The sequence below is a fragment of the Mucilaginibacter sp. AK015 genome (assembly GCF_014200785.1).
In the GTDB taxonomy this organism is placed as follows: Bacteria; Bacteroidota; Bacteroidia; order Sphingobacteriales; family Sphingobacteriaceae; genus Mucilaginibacter.
This window is the reverse complement of the sequence record NZ_JACHCV010000001.1, coordinates 993,312-1,011,172: the sequence shown is the minus strand read 5'-3', so window position 1 is coordinate 1,011,172 and position 17,861 is coordinate 993,312. Positions and strand designations below refer to the sequence as shown.

At 44.7% G+C, this 17,861-nt stretch carries 18 protein-coding genes and 1 pseudogene; 12 read left to right on the top strand and 7 right to left on the bottom strand.

Translation table 11 applies throughout. The features are described from left to right. Positions 1–62 precede the first annotated feature (62 nt). Entirely contained in the window at positions 63–701 is a 639-nt protein-coding gene (locus HDC91_RS04320; protein ID WP_183548735.1) for an NAD(P)-dependent oxidoreductase, read from the bottom strand. A gap of 311 nt (positions 702–1,012) precedes the next feature. On the opposite strand from HDC91_RS04320, the gene HDC91_RS04315 reads away from it, so the two are divergent. The 8 genes and pseudogenes from HDC91_RS04315 (at position 1,013) to HDC91_RS04295 (ending at position 8,480) form a co-directional block, all read left to right on the top strand. Continuing rightward, complete coding sequence (locus tag HDC91_RS04315; protein ID WP_183548733.1) at positions 1,013–1,426, top strand: cytochrome c maturation protein CcmE; 414 nt, start codon at positions 1,013–1,015, stop codon at positions 1,424–1,426. 10 nt (positions 1,427–1,436) lie between these two features. Next, on the top strand, positions 1,437–3,950 hold the full coding sequence (gene ccsA, locus HDC91_RS04310) for a cytochrome c biogenesis protein CcsA (protein ID WP_183548731.1): 2,514 nt from the start codon (positions 1,437–1,439) through the stop codon (positions 3,948–3,950). Between the two features lie 156 nt (positions 3,951–4,106). Continuing rightward, complete coding sequence (locus HDC91_RS19955) at positions 4,107–4,307, top strand: phytanoyl-CoA dioxygenase family protein (protein ID WP_255476660.1); 201 nt, start codon at positions 4,107–4,109, stop codon at positions 4,305–4,307. Then, positions 4,286–4,588, top strand: a complete 303-nt coding sequence (locus HDC91_RS19950; protein ID WP_255476659.1) for a hypothetical protein — start codon at positions 4,286–4,288, stop codon at positions 4,586–4,588. The genes HDC91_RS19955 and HDC91_RS19950 overlap by 22 nt, the downstream gene beginning before the upstream one ends. A gap of 5 nt (positions 4,589–4,593) precedes the next feature. After that, positions 4,594–4,695, top strand: a pseudogene (locus HDC91_RS20145) (phytanoyl-CoA dioxygenase); the annotation flags it as partial. Beyond that, positions 4,696–4,845: a hypothetical protein gene (locus HDC91_RS19940; RefSeq protein WP_255476658.1), complete on the top strand. Its 150-nt coding sequence runs from the start codon at positions 4,696–4,698 to the stop codon at positions 4,843–4,845. A 228-nt stretch (positions 4,846–5,073) separates the two neighbouring features. Continuing rightward, positions 5,074–7,683 (top strand): DNA mismatch repair protein MutS, encoded by a 2,610-nt coding sequence (gene mutS, locus HDC91_RS04300; RefSeq protein ID WP_183548729.1) that lies wholly within the window; start codon positions 5,074–5,076, stop codon positions 7,681–7,683. Positions 7,684–7,871: 188 nt separating this feature from the next. Continuing rightward, on the top strand, positions 7,872–8,480 hold the full coding sequence (locus HDC91_RS04295; RefSeq protein WP_183548727.1) for a C40 family peptidase: 609 nt from the start codon (positions 7,872–7,874) through the stop codon (positions 8,478–8,480). On the opposite strand, the gene HDC91_RS04290 is transcribed toward HDC91_RS04295, so the two are convergent. Then, positions 8,481–9,206, bottom strand: a complete 726-nt coding sequence (locus tag HDC91_RS04290; RefSeq protein ID WP_183548725.1) for a TMEM175 family protein — start codon at positions 9,204–9,206, stop codon at positions 8,481–8,483. A gap of 29 nt (positions 9,207–9,235) precedes the next feature. Between HDC91_RS04290 and HDC91_RS19935 the strand changes: the two genes are divergently transcribed. Further along, a complete protein-coding gene (locus HDC91_RS19935) occupies positions 9,236–9,358 on the top strand; it encodes a hypothetical protein (RefSeq protein WP_255476657.1) in 123 nt (40 codons plus the stop codon). Between the two features lies 1 nt (position 9,359). Here HDC91_RS19935 and HDC91_RS04285 read toward each other — a convergent pair whose 3' ends face one another. Then, positions 9,360–11,261, bottom strand: coding sequence for a DUF3857 domain-containing protein (locus tag HDC91_RS04285; protein WP_183548723.1), 1,902 nt, complete (start codon positions 11,259–11,261; stop codon positions 9,360–9,362). Next, on the bottom strand, positions 11,261–13,231 hold the full coding sequence (locus HDC91_RS04280) for a DUF3857 domain-containing protein (protein WP_183548721.1): 1,971 nt from the start codon (positions 13,229–13,231) through the stop codon (positions 11,261–11,263). The genes HDC91_RS04285 and HDC91_RS04280 overlap by 1 nt, the downstream gene beginning before the upstream one ends. Positions 13,232–13,349: 118 nt before the next feature. Between HDC91_RS04280 and HDC91_RS04275 the strand changes: the two genes are divergently transcribed. Then, positions 13,350–14,381, top strand: a complete 1,032-nt coding sequence (locus HDC91_RS04275; protein WP_183548719.1) for a 3'-5' exonuclease — start codon at positions 13,350–13,352, stop codon at positions 14,379–14,381. Between the two features lie 111 nt (positions 14,382–14,492). Here the strand turns inward: HDC91_RS04275 and queG are convergent, their stop codons facing one another. After that, complete coding sequence (gene queG, locus HDC91_RS04270) at positions 14,493–15,428, bottom strand: tRNA epoxyqueuosine(34) reductase QueG (RefSeq protein WP_183548717.1); 936 nt, start codon at positions 15,426–15,428, stop codon at positions 14,493–14,495. 138 nt (positions 15,429–15,566) lie between these two features. On the opposite strand from queG, the gene HDC91_RS04265 reads away from it, so the two are divergent. Beyond that, on the top strand, positions 15,567–15,959 hold the full coding sequence (locus HDC91_RS04265) for an STAS/SEC14 domain-containing protein (protein ID WP_183548716.1): 393 nt from the start codon (positions 15,567–15,569) through the stop codon (positions 15,957–15,959). A 7-nt stretch (positions 15,960–15,966) separates the two neighbouring features. After that, complete coding sequence (locus HDC91_RS04260; RefSeq protein ID WP_183548715.1) at positions 15,967–16,239, top strand: hypothetical protein; 273 nt, start codon at positions 15,967–15,969, stop codon at positions 16,237–16,239. 136 nt (positions 16,240–16,375) lie between these two features. Here HDC91_RS04260 and HDC91_RS04255 read toward each other — a convergent pair whose 3' ends face one another. Together HDC91_RS04255 and HDC91_RS04250 are read right to left on the bottom strand one after the other, a co-directional pair. Then, complete coding sequence (locus tag HDC91_RS04255) at positions 16,376–16,846, bottom strand: nuclear transport factor 2 family protein (protein ID WP_183548714.1); 471 nt, start codon at positions 16,844–16,846, stop codon at positions 16,376–16,378. Between the two features lie 85 nt (positions 16,847–16,931). Beyond that, the gene (locus HDC91_RS04250) at positions 16,932–17,843 is read right to left on the bottom strand and encodes a polysaccharide deacetylase family protein (RefSeq protein ID WP_162432044.1); all 912 of its coding nucleotides are present in this window, start codon (positions 17,841–17,843) and stop codon (positions 16,932–16,934) included. Positions 17,844–17,861 lie beyond the last annotated feature (18 nt).

The window sequence follows — 17,861 nt, the reverse complement described above, 5'->3', positions numbered from 1 at the left end:
GGGGGACGTATAAACGCGCCCCCTTTCAAAACCATTGCGTATTACAGTTATTTTAACAATAGCTATACATCCGCAATAAAAGGTGCCTGTTTTATATATTCTCCGTTTTTAAGGGCCTTTATCATGAACAAGGCCAGGCTGGTAGCGCTGATGCTACTGCCCTGGCAATCAACCAGGCTAACAGTTATGGCCCTTGAATCGTCGGTTTGATCTATCAACGGCAGGCGTATCATCGTCCAGTCGGTCTTACTGTCCGCCAGCAGCTGGTATTCTACCTGCCTGTCTTTTGTAGTGGCCGGATAATTCTCGTACATCCAATTGGTGCCAAATTGGGTTTGGGCGCTTTTATGGTCATTTGGTGTGTCTACATTTAAACCGGCAATGGTGATATACCTGCTGATGTTAACGGTGTGCATCGCTTTCAGAATATTCCGGGCGGCATCGCTAAAAATGGAGGGTTCGCCAACCGGCTGACTTAAGCAGCTTAGCACTGCATCACATCCCGTTAAAAGGGTGTAAATAGCGTTATAATCTCTCGCGTCGCCTTTAATAACTTCAATATGCGGGCTTTCCAAGCTTAAAATTTCGGGCTTACGATGCAGTAATTTTATCCGGAAGTTTTTTAGCAATAATTGTTTAACCAGGTATCTGCCTGCTTTGCCTGTGCCGCCTATAACGGCAAGTGTATGTATAGATCTCATTAAAATCTCTGTTATGTAAATATAAAATAATACGTTTTAAGCTCATGTCGCCGGGGTATGGAAACATGAGGGCGCAACAGGCGTGATGCCTTATGCTGATATTGGATATTTACAAAGAGATTTAATACGGTAAATATAATGAAAGAACTTTAAGGATGATAGTATAATTACTAATCGCAAGAGTTTACACCACCCCATACTGTTAGTAGGTTATCAATAATAATTCTAAATAACATATATGGCTTGTAATAAACATATTTAACTTTGCGTTTTGTACTTTTGTAAACCGTTTTACAGGAAAATACCAATTAATGAAAAAAAGTTCGATCATAGGTATCATTGTTATTGCTATAGCCATTGCGGTAATTATCAGTACCTATTCAAATACAAGTACTTATGGCTCATTCCACGATGCTAAAACAACCAAAAGCGAATTGCACGTGGTTGGGCATCTGAATAAGTCAAAAGAGCTGTTTTATGATGCTACCAGGGACGCCAATTATTTTTCCTTCTACATGAAGGACAATAAAGGCGAAGAATGCAAGGTAGTTTTCACCGGCACCAAACCTCAGGACTTTGAACGCTCGGAGCAGATAGTACTTACCGGCCAAATGAAGGGAAATGAGTTTCACGCTTCAAAAATTTTGATGAAATGCCCTTCTAAATACACCGATGACAAACTGAATGCTACCGAGGTAAGCGCCAAAAAAAGCGCCAACTTATAATTAGATTTTAATGGATACAGTTTTTAAAGGCGAACACCTGCTACCAGGTGATTTAGGCCAGTTTTTTATTGTTCTTGCATTTGGTTCCGCGCTTTTTTCCTTTATCTGTTATTTTTTTGCCTCGCAGCAAAATACTGCCGAAACTGATAACTCGTGGCAGCGTTTGGGCCGTATAGGCTATTGGCTGAACAGCGTAGCCATACTGGGCATGGGTGTTTGCCTGTTCTATATCCTTTACAATCATTATTTCGAATACCATTACGCCTGGTCATATACCTCGCGCGAACTGCCTACTTATTACCTTATATCGGGTTTTTGGAACGGGCAGGAGGGCGGCTTTTTGCTGTGGATGTTTTGGGAAGCTGTTTTGGGTAATATCCTGATATGGAAAGCCAAATCATGGGAAAAACCGGTAATGACAACCCTCGCGATATCACAGGTAGTGTTGGGCACCATGGTGCTGGGGCTGCAAATAGGCAGCGCACATATAGGCAGCTCGCCTTTCATGCTGCTGCGAAACTCGGGTATGGAAGCGCCTATCTTCCAGAACCCCAATTATCTTGACTTTATAAAGGACGGCAAGGGCATGAACCCTTCGCTGCAAAACTACTGGATGATCATCCATCCTCCAACCCTGTTTTTGGGTTCGGCATCGTTGGTTGTGCCGTTTGCCTACGCGGTGGCCGGCTTATGGAAAAGACGGTATAAAGAGTGGGTACAGCCTGCCATACCATACGCGCTGTTTGCCTGTATGGTGCTGGGTACAGGTATTGTAATGGGCTCGTTCTGGGCCTACGAATCGCTGAATTTTGGTGGTTTTTGGGCATGGGACCCTGTAGAGAACGCCTCTATCTTCCCGTGGCTGATATTGGTTGGGGCGCTGCATGTATTAATAGTTTATAAAAATACGGGTCACTCATATTTTACGGCCACTTTTTTAACCATGGTGGCATTTGTACTGGTTTGGTACTCATCGTTCCTGGCCCGCAGTGGGGTACTGGGCGAGTCATCCGTACACGCGTTTACCGATCTGGGCCTGTTTTGGCAGCTGGTAGTGGGTATCTTGATATTTTTGGCAATCACCGTTTATCTGCTAGTAACCCGCTGGAAAGAACTGCCGATAACCAAAACGGATGAGGAAACCTACTCGCGCGAGTTCTGGATGTTTGTAGGGGCTATTTTCCTGGCCCTGTCTTGTTTCCACCTTATTATTGTGACCTCGGTACCCGTATGGAACCTGATGTTCGGCACCAAACTGGCGCCGCCTACCGATCCGGTTAAACACTACAACGTTATACAGGCCTCATTTGCGGTGGTGATAGCTTTATTAAGCGGCTTTACCCAGTTTTTGAAATACAAAAAAACAGATGTTACCCGTTTTTTTATCACCACGCTGATATACCTTGTTTTCGCGGCCTTGGTTACCGCTCTGATAGTTTACGCAACGGGCGTTTATAAACTGCATTTTGTGTTTATACTGGTAATGCTGTGCTCAGTATACACACTGGTTAGCAATGCCAAAATACTGGCCGACTCATTTAAGGGCAAGTATAAACTGGCCGGCTCTGCCGTGGCGCATATTGGTTTCGGGTTATTATTGGTTGGCGCGCTAATATCGGCAGGTACAAAAAAGATCGTATCTGAAAACCTTACCGGCGAGCAATACAGTGCCGACTTTGCGAAGGAAGAAAACCCGAAAGATAATATACTGCTTTACAAGAACGAACCTATAAAAATGGGCGAGTACATGGTAACGTTTAAAGGCGATACCATTGAAGGGGCCAGCCATTTCTTCAATATCGATTACCAGCGGATAAAAGATGGTAAGGTAACCGAAAGTTTTACCCTAAGGCCAAACGTTATACAGGCGCAAGGGGGTATGTCGTCAACGCCGGATACCAAGCATTACCTTTTCCATGACCTGTACACGCATATTACCATGACCAATGTAATAAGCACAGCCCCTAAAGAGGAAGAGGCATCGCACGGTGAGGAAGGCGACGACAAGAATTACGACGCCCCGGTGGCGCATGAAATTGCCATTGGCGATACCATGACCTACCGCGATGGTAAAATTGTGCTGAAGGGCTTAAACAAGAATGTTAAGCTGCAAAATATCCCTATTACAGATAAGGATATTGCTGTTGGCGCGCAGCTTGAAGTAATTACCCACGGTAAAACCTACCAAACAGAGCCTGTGTATCTTATAAAAGGCCGCAGCGTGTTTGATTTTGGTAAGAAGATAGAAGATGCCGGTTTAAAGCTGCGCTTTACTAAAATCATACCGGGCAAAACCCTTGCTGAGGGTAAGGTAGAAATAACCGTTTACCAGCAGCCCGAAAGCAAAAAGAAATTCATTGTGATGAAGGCTATCGAGTTCCCGTATATTAACTTCCTATGGGCCGGTACCATTATCATGATCATCGGGTTTTTCATGTCTATATTGAGAAGGAACAAAGAGGTTAAGCCGGAGTTAGCAAAAGCCACTGCACCATCAAAGACTGTATCGCGGAAAGCAAAGTGATCTTCCGCCCCGGAATTTTTACCAGAGCCATAAAGTGAAAACTTTGTGGCTTTTTGATTTATAAAAAGACGCGAAGTATCAAGTACACCGTAGAGACGCGATACTTCGCGTCTTTAATCCAGAAAATATGTTTATCTTTTTCTTTCCTTTGTGCTAATGGAGTCGATTAGTTTTCACAAAAATAATATCTCAGACAATGGCTTTACAGTTATAGAGTCTGTATATAATGCAGAAGAAATTACAGCTATCCTCGCCGAAATAGGCAGAGCAAATACTGATAAGAGCACGTTCCGTAAAACCAATGACCTGTTTGCTATAAGGCAGTTTTTAAAGAAGTGCCTGCCGTTGGCACAATAATTTTTAATGAGAAGCTAAAAGCGATCATCGGGGAACTGTTTGGAACTCACTATTTAGCCGTTAAATCCATCTATTTTGACAAACCCGAAAGGTCTAACTGGTTTGTAGCCTGGCATCAGGACCTGACCATATCAGTTGATAAAAAAGCCGGCCTGCCCGGCTATGGCCCATGGACTGTTAAACAAAATCAGTTTGCAGTACAACCACCGCTCAATATCCTGGAAAACAATTTTACTATCCGTATTCATCTGGACGATACAGACGAAGGTAACGGTGCTTAAAGGTTATTCCGGGCTCGCACCTTAAAGGTGTTTACCGCCCGGAAACGATCGACTGGAATAGCGAAACTGAACAAACTTGCAATGTGAAGGCAGGCGGTATTATGATCATGCGACCTTTACTGCTGCATGCATCTAACCGTACTACCAACAATAAACCCCGTAAAGTTATTCATATCGAGTTTAGCAATGCCAAGCTACCGGATGAGATAGAATGGTCTGAGAGGCAGAATATATTAATGGCTTATTCAGGTATTTAACTAACCGCAGGCTGGTTAAATACCGGTTTTGCCAAATGCTGGTTTTGCAGGCGAAGTGGGGTAAGGTTGATAGCACTCATACTTTGGTAAATTAGGGATTAATCCGTTTAATGCAAAGTACCGTTCAGCGTAATGATTACATGCTATCCACAATGCCCTAACTTTTCCACAATCCCGGTATTACACGTGTAATCGGTTAAATTAGCAGATTAATTAATAACGCAAACCTTGGCTAAGAGCGATACCAAAGAAACCCCATTAATGCAGCAATATAATGCCATAAAGGCTAAGTACCCCGGTGCTTTGCTGCTGTTTAGGGTGGGCGATTTTTACGAAACCTTTGGGCAGGATGCAGTAAAAGCTTCGGGGATTTTGGGCATTGTGCTTACCCGCAGGGCCAATGGCTCGGCATCGCATATCGAGCTGGCAGGTTTTCCGCACCATTCGCTTGATACTTATTTATCTAAACTGGTGCGTGCCGGTCAGCGTGTGGCCATCTGCGACCAGCTGGAAGACCCAAAATCAGTAAAGGGTATAGTTAAGCGGGGCGTTACTGAACTGGTTACACCAGGCGTAGCGGTAAGCGACAACATACTGCAGCAAAAAAGCAATAATTACCTGGCATCGCTGTATTTCGAAAAGAACAGCATAGGCATTGCGCTGATAGATATATCCACCGGTGAGTTTTTAACCGCACAAGGGAACAGCAACTATATTGATAAGCTGCTGCAAAGCTATGCGCCCAGCGAGGTAATATTCCCCAAAAGCCGGCAGCACGATTTCAGGGATACCTACGGCGACCGCTTTTATACCTACACCCTTGACGAGTGGCCTTACAGCGGCGATTACGCGCACGAAACGCTGCTAAAGCATTTCGGAGTAAAGTCGTTAAAAGGTTTCGGTATTGATAAACTGAATTTGGGCATTGTGGCCGCCGGTGTGGCGCTGCATTACCTTAACGAGACCGAACACCGCAACCTGCAGCATATATCGGCCATAGGCCGGATAGAAGAGGACAGGTACCTGTGGCTCGACAGGTTCAGTATCCGCAACCTGGAACTGGTGGGGTCAAATAACGAGAACGCCCTGACGCTTGTTGATGTGCTCGATCATACCTGTTCGCCCATGGGCGCACGGATGCTGCGCAGGTGGATAGTGATGCCCTTAAAAGAAATTAAACCCATACAGGACCGCCTGGGCGTTGTAGAATATTTAATAGCGCAGGAAGAGCTGCGGGAAACGCTGCAAAACCATATTCGGCAGATAGGTGACCTGGAAAGGTTGATATCAAAGATTGGTTTGCAAAAAGCAAATCCCCGCGAGGTTTGCCAGTTAAAAAAAGCTTTGACTGCCATCGAAAGCATAAAAAAACTGACTGAAGCATCGGCCAGCGAGCCTATGAGGGCCATTGGGGAACAGCTTAACCCTTGCGCGTCTATCTGTGAGCGCATTGCCCGCGAACTGCACCCCGAGCCGCCGGTAATGATGGTAAAAGGCTCGGTGATGAATGATGGGATAAACGAGGAACTTGACAGGCTGCGTAAGATAGCCTTTGGTGGAAAGGGTTACTTGTTGGAGATACAAAAACGCGAGGCCGAAGCAACGGGCATCCCATCGCTGAAGGTATCGTTCAATAACGTATTTGGCTACTATCTGGAGGTAACGCACAGCCATCGGGATAAAGTACCTGCCGACTGGATACGCAAGCAAACCCTGGTGAATGCCGAACGTTACATTACCCCCGAACTAAAGGAATACGAAGAGCAGATACTTGGCGCTGAAGAAAAGATACTGGTACTGGAAACCAAGTTGTATAACGACCTGCTGTACGCCCTTGCAGAATATATAAAACCAATACAATTAAACGCGATACTGATAGCCCGCCTGGATGTGTTGCTGAACTTCGCCACCATATCCATCAAAAACTACTATGTTAAGCCCGATGTGAACGATAGCCGCGTATTGGATATAAAAGGCGGCCGCCACCCGGTGATAGAAAAAAACCTGCCACTGGGCGAGGAGTACATCACCAACGACGTTTACCTGGATTCGGACTCGCAGCAGATCATCATTATTACGGGTCCAAACATGGCGGGTAAGTCGGCCTTATTGAGGCAAACCGGCCTTATAGTACTTATGGCGCAAATGGGGTGCTACGTGCCCGCCAAGGCCGCCTCAATTGGTTTGGTGGATAAGATATTTACACGCGTGGGCGCATCGGATAACTTATCCTCGGGCGAATCGACCTTTATGGTGGAGATGAACGAAACCGCCAGCATTTTGAATAATCTTAGCGACCGAAGCCTGATACTTTTAGACGAAATAGGCCGGGGCACATCAACTTACGATGGTATCTCTATCGCGTGGTCAATAGGCGAGTACCTGCATAACCATCCAACAGCGAAAGCTAAAACACTTTTCGCGACCCATTACCACGAGTTGAACGAGCTGAGCAATAGTTTCAGTCGCATAAAAAATTACAATGTATCGGTTAAGGAAGTGGGCCAGCAGATCATCTTTCTGCGCAAACTGGTACCCGGCGGCAGCGAGCATAGCTTTGGGATACACGTTGCTAAACTTGCGGGAATGCCGCAAAAGGTTTTAAGCCGCGCTAACGAGATATTAAAGAAACTGGAAAACGAGCGCACCGGCGGCGAACACATTAAAGAGAGTATCCGCAAGGTGCAGAAGCAAGCCGTACAAATGCAAATGTTCTCGATAGATGATCCAGTGCTGGTGAAGATCCGCGACACCTTGAATAACCTTGATGTGAATACCCTTACGCCCGTTGAAGCCCTGATGAAGCTGGACGAGATACAGCGGGTGATAAAGGGATAGCAGGTGTGCTATCCTAATCCTGTCATTGCGAGGTACGAAGCAATCTCTTAAAGCTAATCGTTTATGCAAGGTGTAAAATTGTCCTAAAGAGATTGCCACGCTATTGCCCGCAATGACGATATGGAAATTGTTGAAATGTTTAAAACATCTGCTTGTAACGTTTACACGTTAGCGAATATCTTTAGCTTATGATAATACCCCGCCATTTGCGTTTATTGTTGTTTTTTGCCGCCGCAATACTGCTGTCTGCCTGCCACTCTAAAAAATTAACGGTAAGGAACAATGCAGATCTGGAGCAAAACGGTGTGCCTGTTGTAAAACGCGGACCGTATGTAATGGTGAAGCCCGACAAAGAGATCGCTGAAAAGTATGCCGGTTTAATGGGCGTAAAACGTAACGAGATCCAAAACGGCCGCCTTTACAGCTTTATTGATGAATGGTACGGTACTCCTTACCGGCTTGGCGGCCTGGATAAGGATGGGATCGATTGCTCGGGGCTGGTACTGTTGCTTCAGCTGCAGGTGTATGATCAGCCAATGCCGCGCACCTGCGCCATGCAGGTAAATACCATTAAGCGTAAATATGAGGACGAGCTAAAAGAGGGGGACCTGGTGTTTTTTGATTTTGACGGAAAGCAGTTCAGCCATGTAGGGGTATACCTGCAAAATGGTTATTTTGTGCATGCCAGTACACGAAAGGGCGTCATGATCGCACGCCTGCATGATAACGGCATCTACAAATTTTTCTCGCGCGGCGGTTCAATCGCCGAACCGGTTTATACATCGCAGGGTAATTGATTATTCGGTATCGGCAGGTTTGGCTTTGCGCGAACGGAATAACCTTGCCAGCATTGGTCCGTCGGTGTTTTGCTTTGGATAAAACTTTTTGCGTACCAGGCTCACAACGGCCGCCCAAATAATAAAACCCACGGTATAGGCATTAGGCCCATAATGGTTTGCGGTGATTACAGCAACGTAAAGTAACAATACAGGGATAGCTATAAAATTAAAGCGCTGGGCCTTCCATTCCAGGTTTCTTTCAATTTCTGCCGGCCTTATGCAAAGCGTTTTTGCATTGCGTATAAGGTACCAAATTAAAAGGGTTTGCGTCATAGAAGCAAGCATTACAATGCCAATATAAATAAACAAGCCTTCAAAATTTTTAGGGCTGATGGTTTCGGTCATCAATGATACGCCAAATGGGAAGAGTGATATAAAAAACAAAAAGATCAGGTTAAAAACGATGAGTTGTTTGGTGTAGTCTTTTAAGTAGCTGAATATCCTTAAATGCTTCGTCCAGAAAACAGCCACCAGGAAAAACGCTGATATGTAGCCGGCAAACTTTGGCAGCAGCTCTATAAATGCTTCGCGTACCTTTTCATGGCTTTGGTGGCGCAGGCCTTCCGGCAGTTTTATCTCTATCACCATTATGGTGATGATGATAGCAAAAACAGCATCGCTAAATAAAACAACACGCTCCAGCTGAAACTCTTTTTTAATTTCCTCTTCCTCTTTAATATCCATTGCTTAAATATATTGTATAATTTTGCGCTATGGCGAAGCAAAATAACGACTATTCTTTCTGGACTAAATATAAACGTTTTGCCGGTACCGAAATAATGCTTTATTTGATCATGATAGCAGGCATTATATTGGGTATCATTATATTCAGTTAATTTAAATTTTAATCAGCGTAACGTTATAAGCGTCGGCATCAGCAATACGCTGATAAAAATCGACCAGGGACTCATAGGTATCTTTGCTGTAAGTACCATCAACAAGCTCTACACGGCGCTTATAAATGATATTGCCGTTATTTACAACCGCTGTCATCGTAAAACTACCGAAGGGCTGTTTAATATTTATATTAAGCGGTTGCATATCCGGGCGATAACCGGCTGGCAGGTGATACGTTATCTCATCCTCATCAATGTATCCACGGTTAATGTAAACCGGGTTTACACGGTTGCGCACATCGCGTATAGTACCGTATTTGTTAACCGGGTTTAAGGCGAAGTAAAGCTTATCGTTATCTGCCGAAGCAAAGTCGCGTGCGCTTAGCTTAACGGTTTCCGTAGCTACCGGCATCTGTAACTTATCCTGTTTAATATCGCATTTTTCGATATTAAGGTTGCTGATGCGCGCATACATCTTCTGTAATACCTTTTTCTGTTCACCAAACGGCTCGTTAACCAACTCATCGGGGTTAGTGTATTGTGTACCTTGGTAAACAGTTACCATGTTACCGTTCAAAGCGCCGGTTGTATCGATATTAAAAGCTGCTTTACGGCTTTGCAGGTTATCTTTCGACGCGTACCTGGGAGTATGCAGCAGTTTGCCGCCTTCGGGCGTGCAGGCCAGCACCGTACGGTCGTCCGTAAAGTCTCCCAGAAAGCCGAAGGGGATCTTTTGACTGGTACATTCTAAAAACGTAGTATCGTTTTTTAAAGGCAGGCACAATATTACGTGGTTACCCTGGCTCATGCCTGCAAAATCGTTAAGCATGCTTATTTTAGTATCGTCGCCGTTCACCACGCAATACCACGAATCGATACCCGCCGCTTTCAACAACGCCTGTGTATAATTTACCAGTGCCTTGCAGTCGCCGTAGCTAAATTTGTCTACATCGGCGGCCTGCATGGGCTGATACCCGCCAATACCCACCTGAACACTTATATACCGCGTTTTACCCTGCATGTACGCATATATTTTTTTTGCCTTTTGTTTAATGTCGGTGATGCCGGCAGTAAGTATTTTTACCTGTTCAATAGTTTCGGGCGGCAGGGTTTGCCTGTTAGCCAGTAATTTCTCGTAATTCCAGCGGCCAAGTTCGTTCCAGTTGGTGAACGATCCGGTTATACCGGCGTAAACAAAATTCTTAGGCGCTATTTTTACGGTGCTTAAATAAGTTTCGCTGACAGGGCTAAACGGCTCGCTCCTTACGGCCTTTAAATTATTTACCTGCCAGGTATATGTTTTAAGACCATCTTTGCTGCTTGTGGTAACCTTTACGGGCATGTTTATCTCCTTATACCTGATATCAAAGTCAGGAGGGCAGGCAAAGGTGTACGAACTTTTTTGTACTGCAAGGCCGGTATTAGGGTTAGGCTGCCAATCGTTAATGTTTAGGGTTTGTTTCGACCGGATCTCATACTCGTATTCAATTGTATAAGGGTACGAGCCTATAGAAGGTATAAAATGTTTCACCCGCGAATCCTCAAACAACGACATGTCGCTGGCTGCGTTTTCATCTTCAAAATTCTTTTCAGAGAATTTGCCCGTGGGCTTTCCAAACTCATTATAGGTTGTGCCCTTAATGCTTTTTATAAGGTTAGTTTTATTATACCATACCACAATGTGCGCCAAATCGTCGCCGTTCTGGTTTAATACGGTTATGGCTTTTTTAATATGATAATAAGTACTGTTATCCTTCACCTCGGTGTATACACTTTGATCCCGTACCACGGCGCTCGCATAAGGCAGCAGGTCTTTAGCTATCAGGCTTACATCGTAATTAACCTGCGCATGGGTAAGTGTGGCCGCACCCAATAACATCACTAACACTAAAACTCTTCTCATTACTTTTTACTGAAAACGATCTCGGCCTTTTCTGAAGCTATGATTTTATTATATAGTTCTTTTAAATAAGGATATTCCTCGGGCGCGTAAATAGATTTGTTGAACTGTATTACATTGGAGTAACTGAAAGTGTTATCCTTACCGCTAAATTCGGTCATGAATTTACCACCCTCGTTTGGTAAGCTTACAGCTATATTTTGCGTGGCGCTTTCAACAGCATACCCCTCGGGCAGGTGCATGGTTAATATATACCTGCTGTTTGATGGCATGCCCCAGTCTACCGGGTAAGTGCGGTCTTCTAATTTAAACGGATTGGTTACGTAGCGGTCAAAAATGATGGGGTTAAAGGATAGCCTGTTATGATTAATATTATCAAAAACGTCGATCTCTACCTCGTATTGCTCGCCAAGCGGCTTATCAAGGCTATCCAGATTGGTTATATTCGATTTTAGTATCTTTAACTTAACCAGTTTTTCGTCCAGGTTCTCAATGTACTCTTCAACCGAATTGTATTTCTTAATATCTTTCCGTTTTTCATAAGCCTGGTAACCGCTGGAGTAGGTGCTTATCGTGCCCCGCAGTTTACCATTAGGCTGCAGGGTAAGGTCCAGGCTGCTTGTGTAGGCCTTTTTTTGACTGGCAACAAGGTCTATCCAGTACGATGGTTTATCAAGGCTCATTACCCTGCCCTGATCGTTAAGGCATTTTAGCGGCAGCATGCCAAATGGCAGTAAAGGGTCGGTTGCATCAAGCAGGTAGTCAACGTTATCGATAGTGGTTTTGGCTATTACATAATTAAACTCACTCTCTACAGGATACAGCCGGTTTACCACGCCGTTGGCGCGTGTAGATAACAATACCGCGTCGGTTTTTATACCGGCAGAATTTAGGGCTGCTACCAATGCGATATTGATATCGCCCGAATTGCCGGTATGCGTATCAAGCGATTTGCGTACGCCGTCACTGCCCGTCGAATAGATCTCGTTCCATTTAATGTTTTTTTGTATATAGCTGTAAACCGCCAGTGCTTTTTCCATGTCGGTAGTTTTACCGGCAATAACAGGGGCTATGTAGGGCTTTAACAGGTCTTTTTTTATCTGCGAGCCAAAGTAATCGGCGTGTTTAAGGCCATAGTCAATATCTTTCCAATCTTTGGTTACCCTCTTTTTAACACCCGTGTATGGGTTTGTATACTCCTGCAAGCTAAAGTAGATGGCCGACAGGAAGTTTTTTGGCGACGTCATGTAATCTTCCTCGGTAAAAGCCGGGATATCCGCCATCCCAAAGGTCAGAAAAGAACAATCGCACTTTGCGCCGCGGCTGCTGAAACACTCCTTTTCTACGTCGGCTTTATTTTTTGTAAGCGCAAGGCTACCCCGTATCAGGGCGTTGTATGTCCAAAACGCTGGGATATGCGCCTGATATTCCGAATATTTTTTGGGGATATCATCCTGGAACTGCCACGAGGGGAACCTGTAAAACCCATCCACCATTTTGGTGTAAGAGTATTCTATAACGCACCCGCTGCGCAGGTTGGGTAAAGCAAACTTTATCTCTTTCCAGTACTTGTTTTGTGTGGTAGGGTAAATTTTTGAATTATCAAGATCACTGGTTTTTATCGCGCCGCTTTCTTCCATGTAAGTGGTGCGGCCCTTGATATCGGTAACGGCATCATGAATGTCATCAAAATCATAAAAAGGGATGCTTACCGTGCCTTTATCAAAACCTTTACTGTCTAATATCTTGATCTTTACGTGGTAGGTAAAAGCTATCTTTAAATCGTCGTCGCCGGTGATATCTAACCGGCTGGAACCAAACTCCTGTATCACATAGGCATGGGCCGAAGTATCGTTCTTGTAATTAGTTGCCCTCATTTCTTCGAGGGTGAATTGACCGTAAGGAAAATCCTGTGCGTTTGCCAGGGTAGTAAGTGAGATGAGTACCAGTAGGTTAAGTAAAAATTTATTCATTTAGTTTAGGTGTTATACTATAAACCTGAAAGTAAAAAATAAAAACCACATTTTGCTACAAAATAGTGTGCTGATAATTTTAAGAGAATTACCACCTTTGTGCTACTGATAAGTAAGCATGAAATTACAATTAAAGCGGCCTCTTGCCTTTTTTGACCTGGAAACTACCGGTACCAATATTGGCGCCGACCGCATAGTGGAGATATCTGTTATTAAGCTTAACCCTGATGGCAGCGAACATGTAAAAACCTGGCGCATCCATCCGGGTATACCTATACCTTTGGAGTCATCGTTGGTACACGGTATTTACGACGAGCACGTGAAGGACGAAAAGCGTTTTCATGACCTGGGGCAGGAAATTGCCGATTTTATCCACGACAGCGATCTTGCAGGCTATAATTCCAACAAGTTTGATATCCCGATGCTGATGGAGGAGTTTTTACGCGCGGGTGTGCAGTTTGACCTTGATCAGCGCCATTTTGTAGATGTGCAGAACATTTTTCACCAAATGGAGCAGCGCACCTTAAAAGCTGCCTACCAGTTTTATTGTAATAAGCAAATTGTTAACGCGCATTCGGCCGAGGCCGACACCCGCGCTACCATGGAAGTTTTGCTGGCGCAGATAGAGCGCTACGAGAATATAGAGTGGGAAGATAAAAAGGGTAATAAAAGCATCCCGGTGATAGGCGATGTAGAGGCATTACATAAGTTTACCAACCTTAGCCGCCCGGTTGACTTTGCCGGTCGCATGGTTTATAACGAACAAGGCGAAGAAGTGATAAACTTTGGCAAGCACAAAGGCAAAAGGGTGGAAGATGTATTTGACGTTGAACCAAGCTATTACTCGTGGATGATGCAGGGCGATTTCCCGCTATACACCAAACGTAAACTTGAAGAGATATACAAGCGCTGGAACGCCAGGAAGGCGGCCGAACGGCAGCAGGCAAGGCCCGCGCAGCAGGCCAGGCCGCAACAGCAAGCAACGGGGGCAAACCAGCAGGTACAGACCCCAAGGCCGGCGTTTCAGAATAACAGCCCTAAAAGCAGCCCGCAAATAAATAACCAGCCGTATAAAAAGAAAGAAGAACCTGCCAGGCCCGTTGATGATGATATGCTGGCACAGTTAGCCAATAAATTTAAGAAGGGGTAAGCGCTTCCGAGCGTCATTGCGAGGTACGAAGCAATCTCTTTAGCAAATCGCCCTTGCAGGGTGTATAACTGCACTAAAGAGATTGCTTCGTACCTCGCAATGACGGTGCTGTTATGTTTTTTTTAAAAACTGGATATTTCTTCTCAAACCCTCAAATTTGGTGCGCTTCACCGCCGAATTTTTAAATACCTTTTGAAAAACATCGGTCGTTATCTCTTCCCAATCCTGCTTTTTAAGGCCGTGCAGTTCAGGGTGCGGGTCAAATGCGGGTTCGTTGTGCAGTACCGAAAACCGGTTCCAGGGGCATACATCCTGGCATATATCGCAGCCAAACATCCAGTTATCCATTTTGCCCTTAAACTCCTGCGGTATCTCGTTCTTCAGTTCAATGGTCAGGTACGATATACAGCGGCTGCCGTCAACCACGTAGGGGGCAACAATGGCATCGGTAGGGCATGCATCAATGCAGCGGGTGCAGGTGCCGCAATGGTCGGCAGTAGGCTCAATATCGTACTCTAGCTCAATATCTACTATCAGCTCTGCTAAAAAGAAGAATGAGCCGGCCTGTTTGCTTATCAGGTTGGTATTTTTCCCAACCCACCCTAAACCCGCCTTTTTAGCCCATGCTTTATCAAGTACCGGTGCCGAATCTACAAACGCGCGGCCGCCTACCGCGCCAATTTTTTGATTTATTATTGCTAATAATTGCTTTAGTTTATCCTTTATAACCGTATGGTAATCAGCGCCGTAAGCATACTTTGATATTTTGGGAGCCAGTGGGTCGTGTTGTACAGCGTCGGTATAATAGTTAAGCCTTAACGAAATAACAGATCTTGCACCATCTACCAGTAAACGTGGGTCAAGGCGCTTATCAAAATAGTTTTCCATGTAGCGCATTTCGCCGTGCATGCCCTTGTTAAGCCATGTTTCCAGTCGTGGCGCCTCCTCTTCCAAAAATTCAGCCCTGGCTATACCGCAAAACAAAAAGCCGAGGTTTTTAGCTTCGGTTTTTATCAGTTGCGAGTATGCCGACAGTTTTTGCTGCATTTTGCAAAGATACAATATACCGGTGTTTTCAGGCCGCTTACCACCGCACAGCCGACGAAATAAATTAAAGTATGCAATAAAAAAGTTTCTTTTAAACAATGGTATGGCTTTTGGTATAGTTTACAAAACAGAAACATTATGCTGCAATTTATTAACGACCTGGAACCTCATGTAGTAGGCATACACGCCACAGGCGAGGTGACCAAAGAAGATATTGAAAATGTATTGATGCCGCGTATTGACGAACTTGTAGCGCGGCAGGGCGAAATAAACTACCTGCTGGTGCTGGATACCGATGTGCAGAACTGGACGATGGGCGCGTGGTGGAACGATATTAAGGTGGGACTGAAAAACTTTACAAAGTGGAACAAAATAGCGGTGGTTAGCGACCAGAAAGGCGTACAGTGGGTTACAGATGCGTTCCGTTTTTTTGTGCCGGGTAACTCAAAAGGCTTTTCGCTGGCCCAGCTTGACCAGGCTGTACAATGGATAAACGCGAAAGAAGAAGAAACTATTGAACAAACAAAATAAACATACTATGGAAAACAATACAGGAGGTTTTGAAAGAGCCAATGAGCAAGGTCAGAATCACGATACAAAGGGCAATATAGATAATTTACACAACCAGAACGTACGCGCCAATACCGACAGTGACGAACTGGATAAAGGGGGTGAACCAAACGTTCAGGATAAACCTGATGATACACGCGTGAAAACGGTTGTGCCCGATAATGATAACGGCGGCCCGGGCCCGTCTACCGAAGAAAATTCTTCTAACAAAGGGCAGGGCCCTTCGGGTGAAAATTTATAAAAATAAAGGGCTTAATATAAACCATCATTGCGAGGTAGGAAGCAATCTCCAGACTTTGTATTGCCACATAGGATGTGAAGAGATTGCTTCGTACCTCGCAATGACGTAATATTATAGCCATGCTCGCAAATATGTCCTACCTGTTATGATACAGCCTCGAATTTGAATAAGTAGCCTCGCCCGTGATCTTATCACCCTTGATCCTGAAGATGCTGCAGTTTCGCAGATCGTAACGGATAGGGCTGCCTGCTTTTTCTTTCAGGCCGATCACGTCGTATTCAACTACCACCGTCGAATCGTTATTGATTATATTATCCACTAGGTATTTAGCATCAGGCGATACGTAGAATAGCTGGTGGAATATTTGGTCGGCACCTTGTTTGCCCATGTTTTCGCCGTCCCAGTCGCTTGTGGTTATTTTGGCTTTATCGTCATACTGTGCAACCAGGCTTTTCAGATCATGGTCATTCAGGTACCTGAAATGCTCGTCAATAACTTGTTTTGAAATATCGCTTTGGCCAACTGCGGGTTTATCGGGCTTATTATTGCAAGCTGTAAACGCAATTGCCAGTAACGCAGCAAGGATAGGGCGCAGGGTAATTGTCATGTATTAAAAGTAGCAAGATATATTAAATTATAAAACCCTCTTATGTGGTACCAAAGAGGGTTTTATTTTTATTGAAAGTCAGCCGTTAAAAGCTATTCCTAATACTGTTGCTTAACGTTTTTGCGCTCCAGTAACCGCTGTCTAATATGCGGCGCACAGTTAATAACGGGTAATCCGGATCGCGCTTATCAGCCAGTTGGAACGCCATTTTAAAGCCCCTTTTATCAAGCTCAGGTAAAACCGGTTTCTTCCATATACCAAAAGGGTAGGCAAAGTATTGGATTTTTTTACCGGTAATTTCTTCCAGTTTTTTTGTCGGTTTGTCAATCTGGGTAACCCAGTCGTCAACCGGGCGGTTGGTTATCTTACCGTTTAAGCCCTTTATCACCAAATTAGAGTTATGCGAGTATTTGTCTACACGGTGGTGGTCCCAGGTGTGGCTCGAAATTACGTGCCCCTCGTCAGAAAGTTTCTTGATCATCTCCGCAGTCATGTAATGCGGCCGACCTATTGATACCGTCATCACAAAGAAAACGCCCTTAAAGCCATATTTTTTCATTTCGGGCGCGGCAATGGTAAACTGGTCAACGTCGGTATCATCAAACGTTAGCATAATTGGCTTTTTAGGCAGCGGTGCCCCGGTAACCAGGTAGTTATACAATTGGTCGGGCAATATGGTATGGTAGCCGCTATCGGCCAGCATTTTCATATGCTCTTTAAATGCCGCTATCTGAACGATATAATCCTTAGCGTTTTTTGAGTCGGTTGCCTTCCAGTCGCGTATTTGGTGATAACATAGTATAGGCACCTGTTTGCGGGCTAAAACTGCGGCTTTATCAACAGGGCCGGTTGCCAGCTTAGCCACCGGCGTCGCGGTTTCTTCGGTGGTGGTTTTGGCGCTGTCGGCAGCGGTTTTTTCTGTAGATGATGGTTTTGACTGGCACGATACCATGCCCATGATACAAAGTGGCAGCAACGCCGAAAATTGCTTTAACATATATGGATGATGATTTAT